A 21,344-nucleotide genomic window follows, 5' to 3' on the forward strand; every position below is an offset into this window, starting at 1 on the left:
GGGCGGATGGAAGAGGGCTCATTCACCCAACAAAATCGTGGATGAGCACAGAGCGCCGCCCAAATCTGCGGGGCACGGATAAACTTGGTGAAGACCACCAGCCTCCGCAGAAAGTTGACCATGGGTTTCTTTGACTCCGCGCTCGCTCCCGCTGCTGCCCTTCAGCCCCTCACTGCTGAGAGGTTGCAGCAGGCACTGACCCGCCTTGAGGTGAATTGCGATGAGGAAGGCGGCAACCTTATTGCCCAATTTGAGCAGGGATACTTCTTCTTTCTGCTGATGGGGAAGGGGCAGTTGCTCAATATTCGCGGCACCTGGCGCGGCTCTCTACCCGTCGACAAGCTACCAGTAGCTAGTGCTTTTGCTGAGAGTTGGAACCGTGAGATGGTGCTGCCTAAAACCTACCCGACTGTTTTTGAGCAAGATAGCCAGCAGCTGGTCATCATGATGGCAGAGACTAACCACCCCACCGGTGCAGGGCTGACCGATGAGCAGCTGGATGAGCTACTGAGCACCGGTATTTCAGCCGGACTTAACGTTTTTGAGGCACTGAATCAGAACCTGGGTGAGGCATAAATGGCACAGCGTTTTAAGGTCGATTTAGGTGGCCTGGTTGAATTGCTCTCTAAGAATCTCTACTCGGGCCCGCAGGTTTACTTGCGCGAGGTTTTGCAGAACGGGGTAGACGCTATCACCGCCCGCACCGACCTTGACCCGGACGCTCCTGCACGCGTCCGGTTGGAGCCTTGGGTTGACGGTGCCGGTATCACCATTACCGATACCGGTATTGGTTTGACCGCCACCCAGGCGGAAGAATTCTTGGCGACCATTGGGCGCACCTCCAAGCGTGATGAGGTGCTGGGGGAGGGCCGTGCCGAATATTTGGGACAGTTCGGTATTGGTTTGCTGGCCTGTTTCTTGATTGCTGACGCCGTTGAGGTGACCTCCCGCAGCGCCACCCCAGGGGAAGCTCCGGTGCGCTGGGTAGGCCTGGCTGACGGCACTTTTGAAGTGCAGACTCTCGCTGATGCTGAAGTTGAAATCGGCACCACGATCTCGCTCAAGGCACGGGCGGACGCAACCCACTGGGTTGCTGAGGAAACTGTGGTGACGTTGGCGAGTGACTACGGGGATATGCTGCCCCTGGAGGTTTCTGTGCGGGTAAACGCTGGCGGTCAGCGAGTCTGGCGCCGCATTTCCCGCACCAGGCTACCCTGGGCAGTGGCTGTGGAGAAAAGCGCTGAGGGCACAGAGCATGGCAGCACTGCGCCCAACGCCCATGAAACCGCTATGGCGCTCACCAACTACGCCGAGGCGTCCCTGGGCTTCACTCCCCTAGCCACCATTTCCCTGAATGTTCCGGCAACCGGCACCACCGGCGTCGCCTATGTTCTGCCGCAGGCGGTATCCCCGGGCTCTGGGCGCCACCGTGTCTATGTGAAGCAGATGCTGGTCAGCGGCCGAGAGGACACCCTGCTACCTGACTGGGCATTTTTCGTGCGGGCGGTGCTGAATTCTGAGAGCCTGACCCCCACGGCATCCCGAGAGCAGCTCCGTGAGGACGAGGTGCTTTTGCTGACCCGGGAGGCTATCGGTGAGCAGCTTAAAAGCTGGATTACCGTTACGCTTACCGAGCCCTCCCCCGTGCAGGCCCGCCTACTGGAAACCCACCACCTGGCGCTGCGTGCTGTAGCGCTGGCTAGCGACGATATGCTGGATGTGGTGGCCCAGGCTCTGCCTTTTGAAACCACCCAGGGCTTTACCACTCTGGCTGAGGTTGCTCGTGAGGGCGGGGCAGTCCGCTTCACCCCCACCACCGAGGGCTACCGCCGTATCGCCCCAGTGGCGCGCGCCCAGGGTCTCTGGGTGGTCAATGGTGGCTACGTCTATGACGCCGATATTCTTGCAAAGCTGGCGCACCGCCCTGGCTGGGAGGTCACCGAAATGACTGCCGGTGAACTGACCCAGACCCTTGAAGTGGTGGGCATCGACCGTGAATTTGAGGTCATGGCCGCCCTAGAGCGCGCCAAGGCTCTATTGGCTGAACAGGACTGCGACGTGCAGCTACGCAGTTTTGCCCCGGCGGACGTACCCGCCGTACTCCTGCGTGATGCTGAGGCTGAACGCCGCAGGGCTATCAGCCAGGAAAACGAAGATGCCGGGAACGTCTGGGGCGGATTGCTGGGGTCCTTTACTGACCCATCAGACAGTAAACCCAGCCGCACGCTGATGCTCAATGACACTAACGACAGCGTCCGCCGCTTGCTGGCCCAGCCGCACCATACATCCTTTGAAGCGGGCATGAACACCCTTTATCTCTCGGCGCTAATGCTGGCCGGTGAGGGGCTGGGATCGCGGGAAACCGGGTTGCTCAGTGACAGTCTGAGCCAGTTGCTGGCCGCTGCCCTGCGCACCGAAAACTAGGGGGCATCATGTGGTCACTTGAAGAAGCAAACCTAAAAATCGCCCGTCTGCGGGAGATGCCCTACGGCACCGGCCGCACCGCAGCTGCTGAATTCATCGCCCGTACCATTCAAAACGAGGGGCCGGAGCAAAAGTTGCCCGAAGCCCTGCTTGAGCTGGTTGAAGCCTACGTTTTTGGGACCCCCAACCCCGCGTCCTTCGCCACCTTTTCTCAGCTGCTGCGCCTCTGGGACACCCACCCCGAATACTTCAGCGAGCATGATGGCCGCACCCTTTTTTGGCAGTTCAAGTGGGTGACCGGAGACCTTGCCGCCTGGCCGCAAATCTCCCGGCAGCAGGCCCGCGGCCTACTGGATGAGATGCGCAAACGCTACGCCGTAGCCGGGTTTAGCGCCGCAGCGGTAGACCGCGCCGAGTACATGTGGGCAGGGCACTTGGGGCTGGACGAGGAGGCCGAACGTTGGCGGGCTATCTGGTTGGCACACGGTGAGGACGATATGGATTGCGGTTCGTGTAAAATCGGCGGCACCCTGCGTGAGTATGTGGTGGCCGGGGAATTTGAGCAGGCAGTTGCTCTGGGTGCGCCTACCGAAGATTTGTGCAACAGGGAACCCGCCAATTCCCACCGCCAGCTTGCCCTGGCTTATCTGCACCTGGGCGATGGTGAAGCGGCGGGGCGACAGCTGGCTCGTGCGCAGGCGACCAGCGGGGGGCACTACGACCCCGATGATCTGGGTATGGAGTTTGAGATTTTGGCACGCGGCGGTCAGCTTCATGCCGCATTGGATTTACTGGCGGCTCACGGCCAGCGGGCACTGCAGTTAGAGGGAGATCCCGGCGATAACCGCGGCTTTTTGCGCTACCTGGTGGCAGGTTTGGCCTGGACTGTTGAAGAACAACGCCAGTTACCCACCCGCCTGCCCCAATCGTATACCCTGGGCGAGCTGTATGATTGGGCGGTTCAACAGTCCGTTCCGCTGGCTCGCGCTTTTGATGAACGAGCAGGCAACCGTCGCTTTACCGAGTCCTTAGAGGCAGCCCAGCAGGAGCCCAGACTAGCTGACCTGGTAGTGGTGAGTGAAAAAAACACCGGGCTGAACTTATCCACCGGCACCCGGGCACACGGTGCGGCGCAACCCGTTGCTGACCAGAGGGGGGCGGCTTCTATCAAGCACGACGGGGACGCCGACCCCTACGTCACTGCCGATGGATTTCTTGCCGCGGGCGACCTGGTGCAGGCTGCCTACTGGTACGAACGTGCCGGGGAAGCACGAGAAGCTGCCGATCAGCTGATGGAAGCTGGTATCGCTTTTGCTGATGCCGCGCAGAGCTTGGCTCAGCTACGGGAGCGCGGGCAAGCGGCCGAGCTTTTTGAGCGCGCTTGGGAGCTACTACTTGCCGGGGGCGCCCCGGCGCGCTTACTCCTGGCGGTACTGGCCGCCCGCGCGCAGGTGGCTGAGCTGCTGGGGCAGTATAAGGGGCTAGAAGCGGCAGTTCTGGCTGCACGCGCCCGGGCGGAAGCTGAGCATAATCAGCTAGAACAGGCGGACGCTGAACCCTGGCAAGTAGCAGGAGCAGCTACGCTGGTCACCCATGCTGATGACCTTTTGGCTAGACTATATGCCGCAGAGGGAAAGTATTATGATGCCGCACAACTTGCTGGTGAGGTGGCTAAGACCTATGAGCAAGCGGGGCAGAGTGCCCGCTGCGGTGCCGCGCTACTGCTGGCTGGTCAGTGCGCTAGGGACGCCGGGCAGAGCACCCAGGCTACGCAGCTTTTGGAGGGTGCCGTGGCGGCTCTTGATGCGGCCCAGTGCAAGGAGTCTAAGGCTAAGGCTCTGAACCTGCTGATTGAGATGCTTAATAAGACCGGGCAAACCCACCGCGTCCAAGACCTGCTGGACGGGTTACTCTAGGCTGATCCCTATTCGCAGAAATTAATTACACATCAATCACCAGTAAAAAAACTTCCGGTTTTTACCTTTTTAATGAGAATATGAAAGGACGTCCCCAACAGACATTCGCCCCAAGGAGTAGCTTGTGCACCACCCGCCAGAACCCCTCTTCACAGTAGAAAATTCACCGAAGTCAACCTCTCTTCTGCGCGGAGATGCAGCGCTGAACCAACTCTCTGAGCTTGGTATAGAACTGGAAGTTCTCAAGCAAGCCCTAATGAGTGGCCATAACGGGGCAGCGCAGGTCACCGCCGTCCACCCCAAAACCGCTGCAGGCACCTATCGTTGGTATGAAACCGTGGCCGCACTGAGGGACTCCCTTATCCAAGAAGGCTGGAAGCAAACTGATCACAGAAACGCTCCCCGAATCATGCACCCAGAACTTAATGTTTCCATCATGGTTGCCACTGGAAACGAAAAAACAGGGACTAAAGATACGCCTTCTAACGCTACTGCAAAGGGGGTAATGACTCAGCGAGATGTTTGGAATAACAGCGACTCGGAACAGCAGGTCATCCAAGAAGTAGTAGAAACGATTGAGTCCCAAACACCTGCCACTTGGGTCCTACTTTACTTCTACAGCCAAAAATTCAACCATATTCGAGCTGAGCTATCACTCGCTAGCGCAATGGATGATCGTGGTTTCATTACAAAATGGGAGGAACGTCTTATCCTTCCGGTGATGGACCTGTCAGGCGAGGATGAACTTCTTGATATACAGTCTGATGATGTCCCTGAGGATATTATTTTCGAGATAGGCAATGAACAAGCAAGCTAACACGATTGACCCCACCAGAGTCCAAGTTGCTCGAGAAATTTCTGGTCTCACTAAGGTGGAATTGGCCGCATTTTTAGGAGTCACCCCGCGCACCATCAACACATTCGAAAACGAAGGTGCCCCTGATAAGCACCGGGAAGCTCTAGCCACAGCAACAGGACGCCCTACCGGGTTTTTTAGCGACGAGTCCTTTGAGCGTATCGATATTGAGAATGTCCTTTTCCGAGCAGCAAAGAAGGTCCCTCAAAAAGCTAAAAATGGAAGTACTTCTCTGGGCGCTGTGGGTTTACAGTTTTATGCTCAACTTGTAGCCCCTTATTCTTTGCCAGCAGTTGACGTACCTACTGTAGATAGCAGTAGCCCTGAGGCTGCGGCTCAGCGTATCCGCACCGCGTGGTCGCTTCGTGAAGATCCATTACCTAATATGATTCAGCTTTTTGAGTCTCGGGGTATACGGGTGCTGTCATTGCCGAAGTCTATTCAGAAGCTGGATGCTTTTAGTTACTGGTACACCGACGGTAAGCCCTATATTTTTTTGAACACAAGCAAGACTGCGGAGCGAGTGCGTTTTGATCTAGCACATGAGCTGGGTCATCTTGTTATGCATGCACGGGGGGCCACTGAGGGTGCTGATTTAGAGAAGGAAGCAGACCGCTTTGCGGCGGAGTTTTTGATGCCTTCACGCGCAATTAACCGTGATATGCCTGCTTACGCTGATGTTTCCACAGTATTGAAGCTAAAAAAGAAATATCGTGTGTCTGCAATGGCGATGAATTATCGTGGCGGGGAGCTTGGGATTCTGAAAGAGTGGGGGCTACGTCAAAACTATGCAGAACTGGCTAAACGCGGTTTCCGCTTAGGGGAACCGGGAGGCTTGCCCCTGGATCGTTCGCGTGTGATTCCTTTTGTAGTTTCGCAGATGCGAGAAAAAGGTCAGAGCATGGCCCAACTAGCTGCCGAAGTGGGGGTGACAATGCAGGACGTGAACGGTTTCTTATTCGGCGAAGTTCTGGCACCTGTCAGCGCCTCAAAGCAGGACGATGTGCAAGGTTCCTCTGACTATCAGATACCGGTTCTTTCAGTAGTCCGTTAGACCAACCAAGCGCACCGCGTCCAAGACCTACTGGACGAGTTGTTGCGCCAAGACGGCAACAATGAGCCTTACATCCCCACAAATAGTCTCAAGTCAAATGAGGAGAACCGTTACCACGAGAAGAATAGTAGAGAGGATAAACCAACCCCAACCAGATAAGGACCTCACCAGGCAACTTTAGGGTGCCGACAGGGTACACGTACACTATGCTGAACAGACTGGACCCCATCCCCTCCTAAGCGAGGGTGCAAGAGTTTGCCTACGACTACGTGGTGATTCTTACTTATTTAGTGTTGCTCTTCGGGGTAACCATGGCGGTTTATATGCTACCTTTGGACGAAATTCCTTGAATGAGCGAACTGCAGTCTCAGCTGGTTGCCCTAGTTAGCTCTGTGATTCCGGTTGTCCTAGTTTTTACCAATCTGGACTACACACAACGCGGTAGTTTCGGCAAGAAAAAGGCTGGCCTCAAACTGACCTACCGCCATAAGTCAGTGAAAAGTAGCCTGCTAAGGAACGTGATCAAGTTCCTGCCCTAGCAGCTAGGGAACATGAGCACTATTCACGGAATCTACACGGATTATGACCTGCTGGCTGTCGAACTCTCATGCGCCAGCCTTGCACTAACTACTCTGCTTCTCTTGATGACATTGTTGCGGAAGGATACGAGACACCTTGGCGAACTATCGGCAGGGACCTAGGTGCAAGTTCTATAGAACCTAAAGATTTATCGCTTGCCCTACCCTTGGTCTGCGTCTATGCTCAAGGCAAGGACCCCAGAAAAGTGGTTTGTAGTAATTTATGCTCGGTTATTACCCTCCGATTGGACCGTTGTCTAGTTAGTGCGTATGGGTGTGCACCTACTTTTGAATAAGCATTAAGGAGTGATTGACATAGATACATTTAATGCACATGATTATTTTCTTTTTTTCGACATTATGAGCAAGTCACGAGACGGTATAATTCCACTCAACTTTGACGAAGATACAGAAGGAACTGATCTCGTATATGCGTTGTTAGATGCGGGATATGCCAAAGTACAAGTACGTGCAAATGGAAAAATTTCGTCTGCGTTTCTAACCATGAGCGGAAAAGCGTTCCTAGGCAGAGTAGGTCGATGGGTTAAACGTGACGGTCGCAAAGGAAAAGTGCAGCTAAAAGTATTTGAGGACGCTGGGAACAACAACGGCATGACGCTTGAAAAACTGCTTGAAACCGAAATAGACGGGCAAGCAATCTCTGCGGCAGAAATACATGAAGCTCTAGATGAACTCGAAGAATACGGCGCTATCTATATCCCCAAAGGCCACAGGAACGTTAGAGATTACAGGCTACCCTTCCAAGCCAGAATCCGTGAGGGGTGGATAACGCGCATGGAAAATCAAGAACCGCCAGCATGGAGTAACCTAAACTCTAGAATCGGGAGCACCTACAACACCGTGGACAACTCACAGCACAACACCGCAAACATTAGCGGCAACTCACAAAACGTTCAAACATCATTCGGGCATAACTCGGTCCAAAACCAAACGAACTACACCCTCAACACAGACCAGTCGCGAGAAGTCCAAGACTACTTCACTAACTTACGAGAGCTACTTCAAAAAACGGGGCTGGAACAAACACAGCTTGCAGCACTTGAGGAAGAAACTAGAAATGCTGAGGCTGAGATCTTAGCGGCAGAATCCGAAGAAGCAAGGCAAACCGTTGTAAGTAAATTTATGGGGAAGTTTCTAACTGCTGTGATAGCCACTGTAGGCGCAGAGGTAGGAAATGGGCTTGTTGAGACGGTTGCGCAGCTACCGGAGTTTGTAGATTCTCTAACTATGTAAGAACCCGATAAACGAAGAATAGGAGCTAAGCAAAACTGCTTGGCTCTCATTTTTGTTTTAGTATTTCCTTTGGCTTATCTAATACCTCATGTAAGAGCTGATCTACTGTGGAGTCACGTACCGACGACTACTACCAGCGTCTCTTCCATGACGCTGACGGCAACCAGACCGGAATCACCGCTTAGCTCTAGCGAATCCATACTCCGCTGCGCGCCCGCCACCACAAGGTCAGAGCGCGGGCACCCATGTACCAGAGGGCGTAGGCGCACCAGAGCAGCAGGTAAGCCAGGGTGGCAAGCTGAACTTGTGCACCGGCATCCTGCCCAGCGAACCAAAGATGCAGACCCACCAGCACAGGAGTGTAAACCGCCAGAGTGCACAGGGCAGCCATGCCCAGGTAACGCACGTCGGCGGCGCCGATCAGCACGCCGTCCAGAATAAAGACGTAGGCAGCCAACGGCTGTCCCACCCCCAGCACCAGCAGGGAGAGGGCAAAGAGACGCTGAACCTCAGGGTCCGGAGTAAAAATCCAGGCCAGACCAAAACCAAGCGCCGGGCAGATGAGCGCGGTGAGCAGACCAAAACCCAGACTCCACCGCACCAGGCGGTTCTTCAACTGCACCACAGCGCCCTTACCCGCAGGGGTCGCAAGGTTTTGGGCGCCCATCTCCTTACCCAGAAGCGCCTGAGCAGCAATCGCCAGAGCATCCAGGGCAAAGGCCAACAGGTTAAAGAAGCTCAAAGTCAGCTGGTAGGCGGCAAGGTTAGCCGGCCCCTGGGCGGTCACCACAAAGACGGTTGCCAGCAGGGCGATGCGCATCGACACCGCCCGTAGCATCAGCCATGACCCCACCTTAAAAACAGCCGCCAGGCCGGGGCTATCAGGTGCAAAACCTACCGCATGGGTGCGTACGCCCACCACCACGCGAGCAGAAAGCATCAGTGCCATACCCCACTGCACAGCTGCCGTAGCGATAGCAGACCCGGCAACACCCAGCCCCACCGGGTAGACCAAGACCCAGCTGAGCACCACGTTAACCGCAGCGCCGCCGGTGGCAACATAGAGAGGTGTTTTAGTGTCTTGAAAACCGCGTAGAGCGCCGGTTGCAGCCAAAACCAGTAGCATGCCAGGTAGCCCCACCAGCGAGGGCAAGAGGTAGGCAAGCCCGTAGGTCAGCACATCCCCCTGGGCGCCCAGGGCTGTGAGAACGCCGCGCGCACCCACCGCGAGCCCTGCGGCTATTAGAACGCCCAAACCCAGCGCCACCCAAAGACCGTTACGGGCAGCGCGATAGGCACCCGACGCATCTCCAGCACCGAAGGCGCGGGCTACTGCCGGAGTGGTGGAGTAAGCAAGAAAAATCATCAGCCCCACCACGGTATGGGCCACCGTAGAGCCCAGTGTCAGCCCAGCCAGTTGCAGACTGCCCAGGTGACCCACAATGGCAGAGTCTGCCAAAACCAGCAACGGCTCAGCGATCAGGGCACCAAAAGCGGGAACCGCCAGCGCAAGGATCTGGCGGTTCAAACTGGGGCGTGGTTCCGGTGTCTTAGACATTAGGCGCGTTTCATAATGTAGGTTTTTCTGCCGGCAAATTCATCGGTAGAGGCGATTGCAAAACCCTCTTTTTCGTAAAAACGAATGGCTCGGGCATTAGTGGTGAGCACTTCTAGCTCAGCTGGGCCATCCACAAGGACGCCCTTCATGAGCGCCTGTGCCACACCTGTACCAAAGGCCTCCGGCAAGAGGTAAAGAATCTCTAGTTTCTGTGTTTCGTAGGGCATACAGGTAGCAAAAGCTAGCCCTAGGAGAGAACCGACCTCTGGCATGTCCAGGGAGGTACCTCCATCGGTTCTTGCTGCCACTAACGCTTTGCGGCGCTGCCCCAGTTGGTCCTGCACATCCTGGCCCGTATTGGCAGTTGACGCGATCCATTCTGCAAATACTGCTGCCCGCACAGGCACCTGGGCCTCTTGCTGGGCGAAAGTATCGGCAGTAAAGTCGTGAGCATAGGCCTTACGCCAGGACACAATGCGCAGTTTCTCCCAGGCTAAAGCCTCGTCTTCACGCGGGGCGCGAATTTCAAAATCCATAATCTTCCCTTAGCGCCACCTCAAATGTGCTAACGAGGTCTAATCCAGTGGCGCACAGAAAAATCATACAGCGCTCAGAGGTAGATGATAGATAAAATCCTGCCCCAGCACGCCGGTTGTTAACTCAAATGTGCGGGTTCCCACTTTAATAAAACCCATTTTTTCGTAAAATGCCTGCGCACGGTAGTTCTCTTGGTGGGTTCCAAGATGAATACCGTCATAGCCAGCAGATTGAGCATCCTCTACCAGTTGCCCCATCAGCATCCCAGAAATGCCTACTCCTCGGGCGTCTGCCCCCACATAGAACTTACTGAGATAAGCCGCATTCCCAGCAACCTCGATCGGCTGAGGCTGCGCCGTATCTATCGCCGAGTAGGCAATGATTTGCCCCTCCGTATCAAGCACAAGATTAACCGTATATACCCCGCTGGCAATAGCTTGCTCTAGCACCTCTTCACTCAGGTTCTCAGCGATAAAAGCTTCAACAGCCTCACGGGGCACCACGGCAGGGGCTGCGTCTGGGAAATTCTCGCCAGCAAAAACCGAGAGAGCTGCAGCGTCCGCCGGGGTAGCAGCGCGGAGGGTAAAACTCATGGGGAGGCTATTCTTTCTCGTAACCGCGCAAGCGGTTCAGAGCGCGGCGTTCGTCCTTAGTGGGTCTGCCCGAACCTCGTTCACGGCGTGGCATAACCCCGGAGCTCAGGTAGGCGGGTTTGGGTCCAGAGATATCCTCATAGCAAGTCACTGCCACCGGTGCACCCACTCGCTTGGCCAGGGTTTTCTTGACCACGAAGGTTCGCTCCCACCCCGGGTAGCGCACCTTGACCACGTCCCCTGGCTTTACCTTTTGGGAGGGCTTGGGGTGGGAATCATTGAGCCGCACGTGCCCCGCCTTAACCTCATCGGACGCCAGCCCGCGAGTCTTAAAAATGCGCACAGCCCAGAGCCAGGCGTCAATCCGCACGGGAGCCTGAGGTAACTGGGTGCTGGCATCTGGGTGAGTCATGCTCTCAAGGTTACCTAAAACAGGTGCCTAGATTGAAGTCAGCGCAGAGCTTAGACCACGCCGGTGGCGCCCAGTAGGGATCCCACTGCGAAGGTCACTACCAAAGCCAGCGCACCGCCAATCACCACGCGAGTTGCAGCACGAATGTAGTGCGGGGAGCCTCCCCACTTGGCGCCCAGGGCACCCGTAACAGCGAGGGCAACCAGCACACCGGCGAAGGTTGCAGGGATACGAATTGATACTGGCAGAAGGAGGATGAGCAGGGTGGGTAGAAGCGCGCCCACCAGGAAAGCACCGGCTGAAGCGAAGGCTGCGGTCCAGGGCGAGACGCTTTCCTCTTCATCAAGACCTAACTCAAAGTGGAGGTGGGTACCCAGAGCATCCTTCTCGGTCATTTCAATAGCCGCCTTGCGGGCAGTATCGGGGGCGATGCCGCGGTCCATGAGAATCTGAGTCAGTTCGTCCAACTCTTCTTCAGGCATGTCGCGGAGTTCAGCTTTTTCTTTAGCAACCAGTGCCTTTTGGCTGTCCACCTGGGAGGATACCGAGACATATTCCCCCAGCGCCATAGAAATAGCGCCGCCTACCACGGCAGCAGCAGCCGCAAGCCCGATGGTGGGTGTTGAGGTGGTAGCACCTGCTACACCAACCACGGTGGCGGCTACAGAAACGATGCCGTCATTGGCGCCCAGGACGGCGGCACGCAGGCGGTTGAGTTTCTCCTGATAGGTGCCCATGTCATGAGCTTCTGAGAGGTGCGGGGTGAATTCTTGTGTGGTCATACGTCGACTGTACTCTGGCGTCCTACCAGCTTCTAGCAAGTGCACAGTCATCACCCATTCGGTAGCTCTTAACCACCGAGTTAGTAAGGGCAAACTATCCTTGCCACCAGTACCACCAAAGGAGCCAAATGCGCTACTTTTTACGCATACCCGCATAGAGGAGGGGTTTCGCTACCTCAACCAAAAGGTAGACCGCCAGCCCCATACCGAATGAGATGGTGTGACTATTCAATAGTTGGGGCTGAAGCAGAGAGAGCCTAGATGGAGGCGCACTGGGGGCATCTCTCTTTAGTGCAGGTAGCGGCGTACCCAGTGACCCAGCTGGCTGTAGGCATCCGACCGGACGGCCGGGGGTGAGAGGAAAATATCGTGCACCGCGCCTTCAATCACCAGGCTGGTGACCTGCCTACCCAGCACCGGAGCCCACCGACGAATGTGTTGCACGTTGAGCACCGCGTCGAAGTCATGTTTCTGAGTGCGCGTCTTCATGCGCCCCGACCGTGCTGAACTCATCACAAGCACCGGCACGCGCACGTCCAGACCGCGGTGGAGCTGACGCTGCGCCCGGCGGACGGCCGCCAACCAGCCGGCGTAAATAGGTGGGAAGTCAAAGGTCTTCCAGGTCTCGTCAAAGCTCCACTCCCCACCAAATTTTTGGTGCAGGCTCTCAGCGGCCGGATCGTTTTTAGGCGGTTGGACGATGGCCCGCGGCTTAACGCGCGCCAGGGCAGAAACCCCGGCGGTCAGTGCCACTCGGACTAGCGGCGGGTCAAAGTGATCCAGCCAGGGGGAATTGAGAACCAGAGCGGTCAGCTCAGCAGGCTGGGTGCGGTGCGCCCAGAGGGGAGCAATGAGGCCGCCGGTGGAGTGCGCCATCAGCACCACCTTCCGATGCCCGTCCCGCCCGGTGATGAGCTGCCAGGCACGGTTGATCTCTAGGTCGTAGTCAGCTAGGTCTTCGGTGTAGTAAAAAGTTTGACCATCGGTGTGAGAACGCCCGTATTTTCGGAGGTCAAGGGCGTAGAAATCGTACCCCTGGGCTGCCCACCAGTCGCCGAGTTCGCGCTGAAAGAAGTAGTCCACGAAGCCGTGGAGGTAGAGCACAGCACCTCGGGGCTTGCCATCGGCAGTCGGGGCTGAGGTGTTCTCAGCGGGACGACGCACTAGGGTGGCGGTGAGGGCCCCTTCGGCGTCAGCACCCAAATCTAGGGTTTCTCGGGTGTAGGGGGAGCCTAGGATATCTTCGGTCATATCACCACTCTACTATCGGGGCACCTTGAGTTTCATCGGTACACCCCTCGTCATCACCACATGGAACCCAGACTGCCCAAAAATCGGCGCCGGTAACGTATGCTTTTTTCAACTACCTTTTGAGACCCGTATCACCCCGTCGGGCTTTCCCCTTACCTCTTGAAAGGCCACCACCATGACCTACACCGTAAGTGACTACCTGCTTGATCGCCTGAATGAGCTGGGCCTGCGCGACCTTTTTGGCGTACCTGGCGACTTTAACCTGCAGTTCCTGGACCATGTGATTGAGCATGAGGGTATCGCCTGGGTGGGCAATGCTAACGAGCTAAATGCTGGTTATGCAGCGGATGGTTATGCACGTGTGAACGGCATCGGTGCCCTGGTCACTACCTACGGTGTGGGTGAGCTTTCTGCTATCAATGCCACCGCTGGTTCTTACGCTGAGCAGGTGCCGGTTCTGCACATTGTGGGCGCTCCTTCTAAGGATGCCCAGGCAGCGCACCTGACCATGCACCATACCCTGGGAGATGGGGATTTCACCCACTTCATTCGTATGGCATCTGAGGTTTCCTGCACGGTGGCTGACCTAGAGCATGCCACCGCCGTCAGCGAGATTGATCGTGTGCTACGCGAGATGATGATCCATAAGCGTCCCGGCTACATCCTTTTAGCTACCGATGTGGCGCGCGTGGAGGTTGATCCCCCTGCGGCGCCGCTGAATGTTCCTGCTAAGCTTTCCTCCCCCGGTGCCCGCGAATCCTTCCGCAAGGATCTCACCACCTTACTTGCCGGCAAGAAAACCACCGTACTGGCTGATCTTTTGGTGCACCGCATGGGCGCACAGAGCAACCTGACCGAGATGCTGGACGCCACCGGCCTACCCTACGCCACCCTCATGTGGGGTAAGACCCTAGTCGATGAGTCCAAGCCCGAGTTCGCTGGCATCTACGCCGGGGTGGTCTCTAACGAGCGCACCAAAAAGGCTGTGGAGGACACTGAGATTCTCATTTGCGCCGGTGTCACCTTTACCGACACCACCACCGCCGGGTTCTCACAGAACCTTCCAGAGCACACCGTCTTCCTGGACGCTCAGACTGCCCGCCTTGGCCGCAAAATTTACGCTCCTCTCACCCTGGATACCTCCCTGGATATCGTGCGGGAAGTTGCCCTTGAAGTCGGCGCACTACCCCAGGACCTGCTGCCCTGGGAAGAAGAAAATCACGCTGACGTCGATATGGACGCTCCTCTCACCCAGGACGTTCTCTGGTCGCTGCTCTCCCGCGAGCTAACCCCCGGCAACATTGTGGTCGCAGACCAGGGCACCTCATTCTTTGGCATGGCATCACGCCGCTTCCCAGAACGCTCTATGTTTATCGGTCAGCCCCTATGGGGTTCCATCGGCTACACTCTGCCCGCCATGATGGGCGCTGCTATTGCTGACAGGGACGCCCGCGGCGTGCTGCTGATCGGTGACGGTTCAGCACAGCTGACCATCCAGGAACTGGGCACCATGCTGGAGCAGAAAATTAACCCCGTGGTTGTGCTCATCAACAACGATGGCTACACGGTAGAGCGCGCCATCCACGGCGCCACCCAGCCCTACAACGATATCCGCACCTACAACTGGCAGCTGCTCCCCGCCGCCCTGGGTGCCCGTGAGGACGAGGTGCTGATGTTGCGCGTCAACACTGCCACCGAGCTGGTGAACGCTGCCCGCCTTACCCAGCAGACCCGTGACCGCCTGGTCTTTATGGAAATCATGATGGATAAGGACGACGTGCCCGCCCTGCTCGCGGACGTCGCCTCAGCCCTGACCCGCGCTAATTCCTAGCGGTAATCTACCTACGGCCGGAGCCCCTGCCGCAGAGGCCTTGCTCGTACCCAAATTTATCAGGTCTTCCCAAGATGAGCCCATAAAACACCCTGGGCCTCATCTCAGCTAGAGATGAGACCCAGGGCTGCTTATGTAACTAGGGGCTAGGCCACGTAGTAGAGACGCTTGTTGACGAACTCATCCATGCCGTAGGGGCCCAGCTCACGGCCGTAGCCAGAGCGCTTGACGCCGCCGAAGGGAATCTCGGCACCTTCACCGGCAGGGGTGTTGACGTTAGCCATACCCACCTCAAGCTGGCGGGCAACAGTAGCTGCGCGGGCTTCATCCTGACTAAAGACTGCACCACCCAGGCCGTACTGGGAATCGTTGGCAAGGGCGATTGCCTCTTCTTCGCTAGCTACCTTGTAGACGGTAGCTACCGGGCCAAAGAGCTCCTCGTAGTATATTTCTGATCCAACCGGAACATTAGTGAGTACTGCGGGGCTGATGTAGGAAGATGCCTCATCGAGTAGCTGCCCACCGGCGTGTAGGGTTGCCCCTGCCTCGACGGCGCGGTCTAGCTGCTTTTTCAGACCCTCAGCGGCAGTGCGGGATGAGAGCGGGGTGAAGGTTCCTTCACCAGCTTCTTCAGGTTTGGCGGGCTTCATGCCCCCTGCCAGGGTCACCAGGTGCGCCACGAAGTCCTCGTAGATGTCTTCCATGATGATCATGCGCTTGTTGGAATTACAAGCCTGACCGGTGTTGTACATACGCGTGCCCCATGCCAGCTCAGCGGCAGCTTTCACGTCATCGGTATCTAGCACGATGTAGGGGTCCGAGCCACCCAGCTCCAGCACAGCCTTCTTGAGGTTCTTACCCGCGATGGCAGCAACGGCTGCACCGGCACGTTCTGAACCGGTCAATGAAACGCCCTGCAGGTGCTTGTGCTCGATGACCTTCTCAATCTGCTCATGGGTCGCGAAGACGGTGTTGTAAACACCCTCGGGCAGACCGGCGTCCTCCATAATCTGCTGGATAGCCAGGGCAGAGCGGGGGCAAATTTCGGCGTGCTTGAGCACGATGGTGTTACCCAACATGAGGTTGGGGGCAGCAAAGCGGGCCACCTGATAGTAGGGGAAGTTCCAGGGCATGATGCCCAGCAGAACGCCCAGGGGCAGACGCTGGATGTGCGCGGCTCCGCCTTCGCTGGGAATTTTTTCATCGGCAGCAAAGCGGGGGCCATTGGTAGCGTAGTAGTCGAAGATAGCGCTGCTAAATTCAACCTCTTCTACACCTTCAGAGAGGGGCTTGCCCATTTCGGTGGAGATAATCTGCGCCAGCTCATCCTTGCGCTCTTCAAACAGCTCGGCGATACGGTGCACAACCTTGGCACGTTCTTCAATGGGGGTCGCTCGCCAGCTGATAAAAGCTGCGTGGGCGGTATCCACGGCTTCTAGCGCCTGGGCGTCGGTGGTGCTCTCGAAAGTTTCTTCAACCTTGCCGGTGACAGGGTTTTCTACACGATAGTTAGGGGTAGACACGGTGCTCACTCCTTACAGTGGGGTGGTCTTAGTGGAGGTTAGGCAGCGACAGCGCGGATTTCTTCAATGAAGATATCCAGTGCCTGATTCAGCAGGTCATCGCTGATGGTCAGAGGAGGTAGCAGGCGCACTACGTTGCCGTAGGTGCCGCAGGTAAGAATGAGGACGCCGCGCTCAGCGCAGGCGGCAGCAATCTGCTTGGCTGCGGTGGGGTGGGGGGTCTTTGAGTCGGAGTCAGACACAAATTCCACGGCGAACATGGCTCCGCGCCCGCGGATTTCACCCACGACGTCCAGCTCTTCTACGAGGGAGCCCAGCTTTTCGCGGGCGGTTTCTTCGATATGGCGGGCACGGGCTGATAGATCCCATTCCTCCATGGTTTCGATGGTAGCCAAGGCAGCGGCGCAGGCAACAGGGTTACCGCCGTAGGTTCCGCCCAGACCACCGGGCTGAACCTTATCGAAGAGTTCAGCGCGGCCAGTAACAGCTGACAGCGGCATACCGCCGGCAATGCCCTTAGCGGTGGTCATCAGGTCAGGTTCAATACCCTCATGGTCGGAGGCAAACCAGCTGCCGGTGCGGCAGAAACCTGCCTGAACTTCGTCCGCAATAAAGACAATGCCCTTTTCGCGGGCCCAGGTAACCAGCTCGGGCAGAAAACCCTCAGCGGGCACAATGAAGCCACCTTCACCCTGTATGGGTTCAATCAGAATAGCGGCAACATAGTCGGCACCGATCTGCTTCTCAATCATTTCGATGACGCGGTTAGCTGCCTCTTTGCCGCCCAGCTCGCCGTCACGGTAGGGGTAGCTCATGGGGGCGCGGTAGACCTCGGGGGCAAAGGGGCCAAAACCCTGCTTGTAGGGGGCAGCCTTAGCGGTCAGTGCCATGGTCAGGTTGGTGCGGCCGTGGTAGGCATGATCGAAGACCACCACCGCGTTGCGGCCGGTAGCGGCGCGGGCAATCTTCACGGCGTTCTCAACGGCCTCAGCGCCGGAGTTAAAGAGCACGCTGCGCTTATCAAAGTCACCGGGGGTCAGCTCGTTGAGCTTTTCAGCCACGGCAACATAGCCCTCGTAGGGGGTCACCATGAAGCAGGTGTGGGTGAAGTGGGTGGCGGCTTCCTGAACAGCAGCGACAACCTTGGGGGCTGATGCGCCCACGGAGGTTACAGCAATACCTGAGCCAAGGTCGGCAAAGGAGTTGCCATCAACATCCACAATCACACCGCCGTCTGCATCTGCTGCGTAGACAGGCAGGGTGGAGGCGACACCGCCGGGTACGTTAGCGGTGCGGCGAGCTGCTAGTTCTTCGGAGCGGGGGCCGGGAACGGCACCGTTGAGGCGGATTTCCTGGGGCAGGCGGTAGGTGATGTCAGACATTTTTTCTCTCAAAGATTAGGAGTGGACGGGGGCGAGACGGTGCCCGGACGCCGGGGTGCGGCCTCCGGGCGCCGTCAGAGGTTAGATGTGTGGCCTAGTAGGCGTAGGGGTCGCGCAGGCCGATGTACTGCACCGAGGAATATTCAGCGATGCCTTCAGCGCCACCTTCGCGACCCATTCCGGACTGCTTGATACCGCCAAAGGGTGCTGCGGCGTTAGAGATAACTCCGGCATTGAAGCCCACCAGACCGAAGTCCAGGTGGTCACTGGCACGGTAGAGACGGTCAATGTTCTCGGTGAAGACATAGCTCGCCAGGCCGTATTCGGTGTCGTTGGCGAGTTCGTAAGCTTCGTACTCGTCACTGAAAGTGAAGATGGGAGCTACGGGGCCGAAGATTTCTTCGCGGGCCACGCGGGCATCGGCAGGGACATCCACCAGCACGGTGGGCTGGTAGAAGTAGCCCTCCCCCTCACCGCGGGCGCCACCAGTCAGGGCGCGGGCGCCCTTAGCCAGGGCGTCCTCAACCAGTTCAGCTACTGAGTCCTGAGCTTTCTGCTCAATCAGCGGGCCGCAGGTGGTGCCTTCGTCCAGGCCGTTGCCCAGTTTGAGATCTGCCATGGCGGCAGCGAACTTGGTGGAGAATTCTTCTGCTACAGATTCGTGCACGAAGAAGCGGTTGGCAGCGGTGCAGGCCTCACCCATGTTGCGCATCTTGGCGGCCATGGCACCGGCGACTGCCTGCTCCATGTTGGCGTCTTCAAAGACGATGAAGGGGGCGTTGCCACCTAGCTCCATGGAGGTCCGCAGTACCTTCTCGCTAGCCTTAGCCAGCAGCTGCTGGCCCACGGGGGTGGAGCCGGTAAAGGAGACCTTGCGCAGGCGGTCATCGCTCATCAGTGGCTCTGAGATAGCCGAAGCTGACTTAGAGGCCACCACGTTGAGGACACCTGCGGGCAGGCCGGCGTCCATGAGGGTCTGGGCGAAATACTGGCTAGTTAGCGGGGTCAGACGCGCGGGCTTGAGGACCATGGTGCAGCCGGCAGCGATAGCGGGAGCAACCTTGCGGGTGCCCATAGCCAGTGGGAAGTTCCAGGGGGTGATCAGCAGGCAGGGGCCCACGGGCTTGTGGCGGGTAATCATGCGCAGGGCACCCTCGGGCATGTTCAAGGTGCGGCCGTAGTGGCGGGGGGTTTCTTCAGCGAACCAGCGCAGGAACTCAGCACCGTATTTGACCTCGCCCAGCGCCTCGGCGAAGGGCTTGCCCATTTCCAGGGTCATGAGGGTGGCGAACTCATCTGCACGTTCGGTGACCAGTTCAAAAGCGCGGCGCAGAATCTCGGCGCGTTCACGCGGAGAGGTGGCTGCCCAGCCGTGCTCCCCTGCGCCCTTTTCAGCTGCGCAGGCGGCGTCCAGGGCGGCCACTGCGTCCTCTTCGGTGGCGGACGCCAGGGTTGCGATAATCTCGCCGGTGGCGGGGTTTTCAACATCGAAGGTTTCACCGTTGGAGGACTCACGCCACTCACCGTTAATCAGTAGACCTGTGGGCACCTTTGCCAGCAGCTCTTGAACGTTGACAGCCATAATGTGCACTTCTTTCTCTTCATTGAAAATATGTCCTGGGTCAATGCGACCGCTCATGTTTATTTAGTTTACGCGCCTAGGCTGGCATGTTCCCAGGGTTACACCTCGGGCAGGTCAATCATGTGCTCGACATCCATGGGCACCTTACCGGCAAAGAAGTCCGGGCGCTTGATGCGCTGGTAGATCATGGCGATGACTCCCAAAACCAGCAGAACTAAAGACAGAATGAAGACCAGCCCCACACCACCAATTTCTGAGCCTGAACCATAGGCAGGGTCCATGGAGTCAAAGAACGTCTGTGCGAAGAAGACAACCAGAATCAGACCGCCCAGCAGGGGGAAGATGAACTTATTAAAGAGAGCCTTCACCCCCGATGATAGGGAGGTTTTGCGGAAGTACCAGACGCAGGCGAAAGCGGTGATGCCGTAGTAGAGGCAGACCATGAGGCTGAGGGCTGAAATGGTATCCCAGAGCACCGAGGTGGAAATAAAGCGCATGACTACATAGAAGACGGTAGCAATCAGACAAGAGACGATGGTGGCGTAGCTGGGTGCCTGATACTTAGGGGAAAGGCTAGCGAATTTGGGGCTCAGCGCCTTGTAGTAGCCCATAGCCAGCAGGGTTCGTGCCGGGGACACTGCGGTGGACTGCAGGGAAGCCAGGGCAGCCACGAGCACCGCGAAGGACATAAGAATGCCAAAGGCACCCAGGACCGGTCCAGAGAGAGCAGCGAAGATATTTTCCTGGTTGTCAGGGTTCCCCAGGCCCAAACCGGTTTCACCAGTACCAGCAAAGGCCAGGGTGGATACCGACAGGAAAAGGTAGAGCACCACAATAGTCAGGATGGTACCGACAGCGGCGTGCCCACTGGTGGTGTGCTTACCTTCCGTTTCCTCGTTCATAGTCAGCACGGCGTCCCACCCCCAGTAGAGGAAGAAGACCAGGGACATACCCGCTGCCAGGGTTGAGAAGGAATCGATACCAAAAGGGTTGAACCATTCAAGGCTAAAGCTGAGGTTGGCGAAGCCGGTGCCGGTGCTTGCCTTGTAGAAAGCAACGGCAGAGAAAATGGCGAGGACGGCCAGCTGGAAGATGATGAAGACGGTTTGGATTTTCTGGGTGGCGTCCAGACCGCGGTAGGTGATGTAGCAACCGAAAGCCATGAAAGCGATGAAGGTGGCGATATTGATGAGGTTGTTGCCAGCAAGGTCAGCGACGCCCGGGTTAGAGAGGACCTGCGAGAGGGCCAGGTAAAAGAAGTCTACGGCGATACCCGCTAGGTTGGAGAGCACCAGGATGGTGGCGACCAGCAGGGCCCAGCCACCCATCCAGCCGGCGTAGGGGCCGAAAGCTTTGGTGGTCCAGGTGAAGGTGGTCCCAGCGTCGGGCATGGCGGCGTTGAGCTCGCGATAGCCGATGGCAACCAGCAGCATAGGAATGAAGCCGATGAGGAACATGGCTGGCATGTAGAGGCCAGCTTCTGCGGCGACGGGCCCTAACGCACCGGAGAGTGAGTACGCGGGAGCTACCACCGAGATACCGATAATCATGGAGCTGAAGAGGGTGACCTTACCCGAAGAGAGGCCCTTTTTGTTAGCTGCCCCGGTGTCTACTGCGCCGTGGGGGTTGGTTGATGCGGTCACCGGGGCGCTGCCCGCTGGTACCGGGTTCTGAGGGGTCTGAGACATCGCCCTTCCTTTCACTACCACCGTTGGCAGATGAGACTAAAAGTCAACTAAACGAATGTTGTTCGTTTAGTTAGCCAGATTACAACCTCGTATACGATTTGTGAAGTCTCGTGGCGTTTTTTC

The 21,344-nt window shown here is 57.3% G+C and carries 18 protein-coding genes; 8 read left to right on the plus strand and 10 right to left on the minus strand.

The genetic code is table 11. The annotated features are described in order from the left end of the window. The first annotated feature begins 87 nt into the window (after positions 1–87). The 7 genes from ABD982_RS09505 to ABD982_RS09535 all read left to right on the plus strand — a co-directional run bounded on the left by ABD982_RS09505 (position 88) and on the right by ABD982_RS09535 (position 8,082). Positions 88–576 carry a type III secretion system chaperone family protein gene (locus tag ABD982_RS09505; RefSeq protein WP_345446882.1) on the plus strand — a complete coding sequence of 163 codons (489 nt, stop codon included), beginning with the start codon at positions 88–90 and terminating at the stop codon, positions 574–576. Next, positions 577–2,424, plus strand: a complete 1,848-nt coding sequence (locus ABD982_RS09510) for an HSP90 family protein (RefSeq protein WP_345446885.1) — start codon at positions 577–579, stop codon at positions 2,422–2,424. Positions 2,425–2,432: 8 nt separating this feature from the next. Further along, positions 2,433–4,340: a hypothetical protein gene (locus tag ABD982_RS09515; RefSeq protein ID WP_345446888.1), complete on the plus strand. Its 1,908-nt coding sequence runs from the start codon at positions 2,433–2,435 to the stop codon at positions 4,338–4,340. A gap of 124 nt (positions 4,341–4,464) precedes the next feature. Further along, positions 4,465–5,157 carry a hypothetical protein gene (locus ABD982_RS09520; RefSeq protein ID WP_345446891.1) on the plus strand — a complete coding sequence of 231 codons (693 nt, stop codon included), beginning with the start codon at positions 4,465–4,467 and terminating at the stop codon, positions 5,155–5,157. Further along, positions 5,141–6,250 (plus strand): ImmA/IrrE family metallo-endopeptidase, encoded by a 1,110-nt coding sequence (locus ABD982_RS09525; RefSeq protein WP_345446894.1) that lies wholly within the window; start codon positions 5,141–5,143, stop codon positions 6,248–6,250. Before ABD982_RS09520 ends, ABD982_RS09525 begins: the two co-directional genes overlap by 17 nt. Before the next feature lie 350 nt (positions 6,251–6,600). Further along, positions 6,601–6,789 carry a hypothetical protein gene (locus ABD982_RS09530; RefSeq protein ID WP_345446897.1) on the plus strand — a complete coding sequence of 63 codons (189 nt, stop codon included), beginning with the start codon at positions 6,601–6,603 and terminating at the stop codon, positions 6,787–6,789. A gap of 345 nt (positions 6,790–7,134) precedes the next feature. Next, positions 7,135–8,082 (plus strand): hypothetical protein, encoded by a 948-nt coding sequence (locus tag ABD982_RS09535; protein WP_345446900.1) that lies wholly within the window; start codon positions 7,135–7,137, stop codon positions 8,080–8,082. A 187-nt stretch (positions 8,083–8,269) separates the two neighbouring features. On the opposite strand, the gene ABD982_RS09540 is transcribed toward ABD982_RS09535, so the two are convergent. The 6 genes from ABD982_RS09540 to ABD982_RS09565 all read right to left on the minus strand — a co-directional run bounded on the left by ABD982_RS09540 (position 8,270) and on the right by ABD982_RS09565 (position 13,215). After that, entirely contained in the window at positions 8,270–9,640 is a 1,371-nt protein-coding gene (locus ABD982_RS09540; protein WP_345446903.1) for an MATE family efflux transporter, read from the minus strand. Beyond that, positions 9,640–10,176, minus strand: a complete 537-nt coding sequence (locus tag ABD982_RS09545; protein ID WP_345446906.1) for a GNAT family N-acetyltransferase — start codon at positions 10,174–10,176, stop codon at positions 9,640–9,642. Before ABD982_RS09545 ends, ABD982_RS09540 begins: the two co-directional genes overlap by 1 nt. A gap of 63 nt (positions 10,177–10,239) precedes the next feature. Further along, on the minus strand, positions 10,240–10,770 hold the full coding sequence (locus ABD982_RS09550; RefSeq protein WP_345446908.1) for a GNAT family N-acetyltransferase: 531 nt from the start codon (positions 10,768–10,770) through the stop codon (positions 10,240–10,242). 7 nt (positions 10,771–10,777) lie between these two features. Then, positions 10,778–11,182, minus strand: coding sequence for an RNA-binding S4 domain-containing protein (locus ABD982_RS09555; protein WP_251380435.1), 405 nt, complete (start codon positions 11,180–11,182; stop codon positions 10,778–10,780). Between the two features lie 50 nt (positions 11,183–11,232). Continuing rightward, a complete protein-coding gene (locus ABD982_RS09560) occupies positions 11,233–11,964 on the minus strand; it encodes a VIT1/CCC1 transporter family protein (protein WP_345446913.1) in 732 nt (243 codons plus the stop codon). A 288-nt stretch (positions 11,965–12,252) separates the two neighbouring features. Then, the gene (locus ABD982_RS09565; RefSeq protein ID WP_345446915.1) at positions 12,253–13,215 is read right to left on the minus strand and encodes an alpha/beta hydrolase; all 963 of its coding nucleotides are present in this window, start codon (positions 13,213–13,215) and stop codon (positions 12,253–12,255) included. A 175-nt stretch (positions 13,216–13,390) separates the two neighbouring features. Between ABD982_RS09565 and ABD982_RS09570 the strand changes: the two genes are divergently transcribed. Further along, on the plus strand, positions 13,391–15,046 hold the full coding sequence (locus ABD982_RS09570; protein WP_345446918.1) for an alpha-keto acid decarboxylase family protein: 1,656 nt from the start codon (positions 13,391–13,393) through the stop codon (positions 15,044–15,046). A 146-nt stretch (positions 15,047–15,192) separates the two neighbouring features. Here the strand turns inward: ABD982_RS09570 and ABD982_RS09575 are convergent, their stop codons facing one another. The 4 genes from ABD982_RS09575 to ABD982_RS09590 all read right to left on the minus strand — a co-directional run bounded on the left by ABD982_RS09575 (position 15,193) and on the right by ABD982_RS09590 (position 21,221). Next, positions 15,193–16,569, minus strand: coding sequence for an NAD-dependent succinate-semialdehyde dehydrogenase (locus ABD982_RS09575; RefSeq protein ID WP_345446921.1), 1,377 nt, complete (start codon positions 16,567–16,569; stop codon positions 15,193–15,195). Positions 16,570–16,607: 38 nt separating this feature from the next. Next, complete coding sequence (gene gabT / locus ABD982_RS09580) at positions 16,608–17,963, minus strand: 4-aminobutyrate--2-oxoglutarate transaminase (protein ID WP_425570044.1); 1,356 nt, start codon at positions 17,961–17,963, stop codon at positions 16,608–16,610. An 82-nt stretch (positions 17,964–18,045) separates the two neighbouring features. Next, positions 18,046–19,533 carry an NAD-dependent succinate-semialdehyde dehydrogenase gene (locus ABD982_RS09585; RefSeq protein WP_345447075.1) on the minus strand — a complete coding sequence of 496 codons (1,488 nt, stop codon included), beginning with the start codon at positions 19,531–19,533 and terminating at the stop codon, positions 18,046–18,048. A 98-nt stretch (positions 19,534–19,631) separates the two neighbouring features. Beyond that, positions 19,632–21,221, minus strand: coding sequence for an APC family permease (locus tag ABD982_RS09590; RefSeq protein ID WP_345446927.1), 1,590 nt, complete (start codon positions 21,219–21,221; stop codon positions 19,632–19,634). Between the last annotated feature and the right edge of the window lie 123 nt (positions 21,222–21,344).

Origin of the sequence: Rothia endophytica (assembly GCF_039543885.1) — a bacterium.
In the GTDB taxonomy this organism is placed as follows: domain Bacteria; phylum Actinomycetota; class Actinomycetes; order Actinomycetales; family Micrococcaceae; genus Rothia; species Rothia endophytica.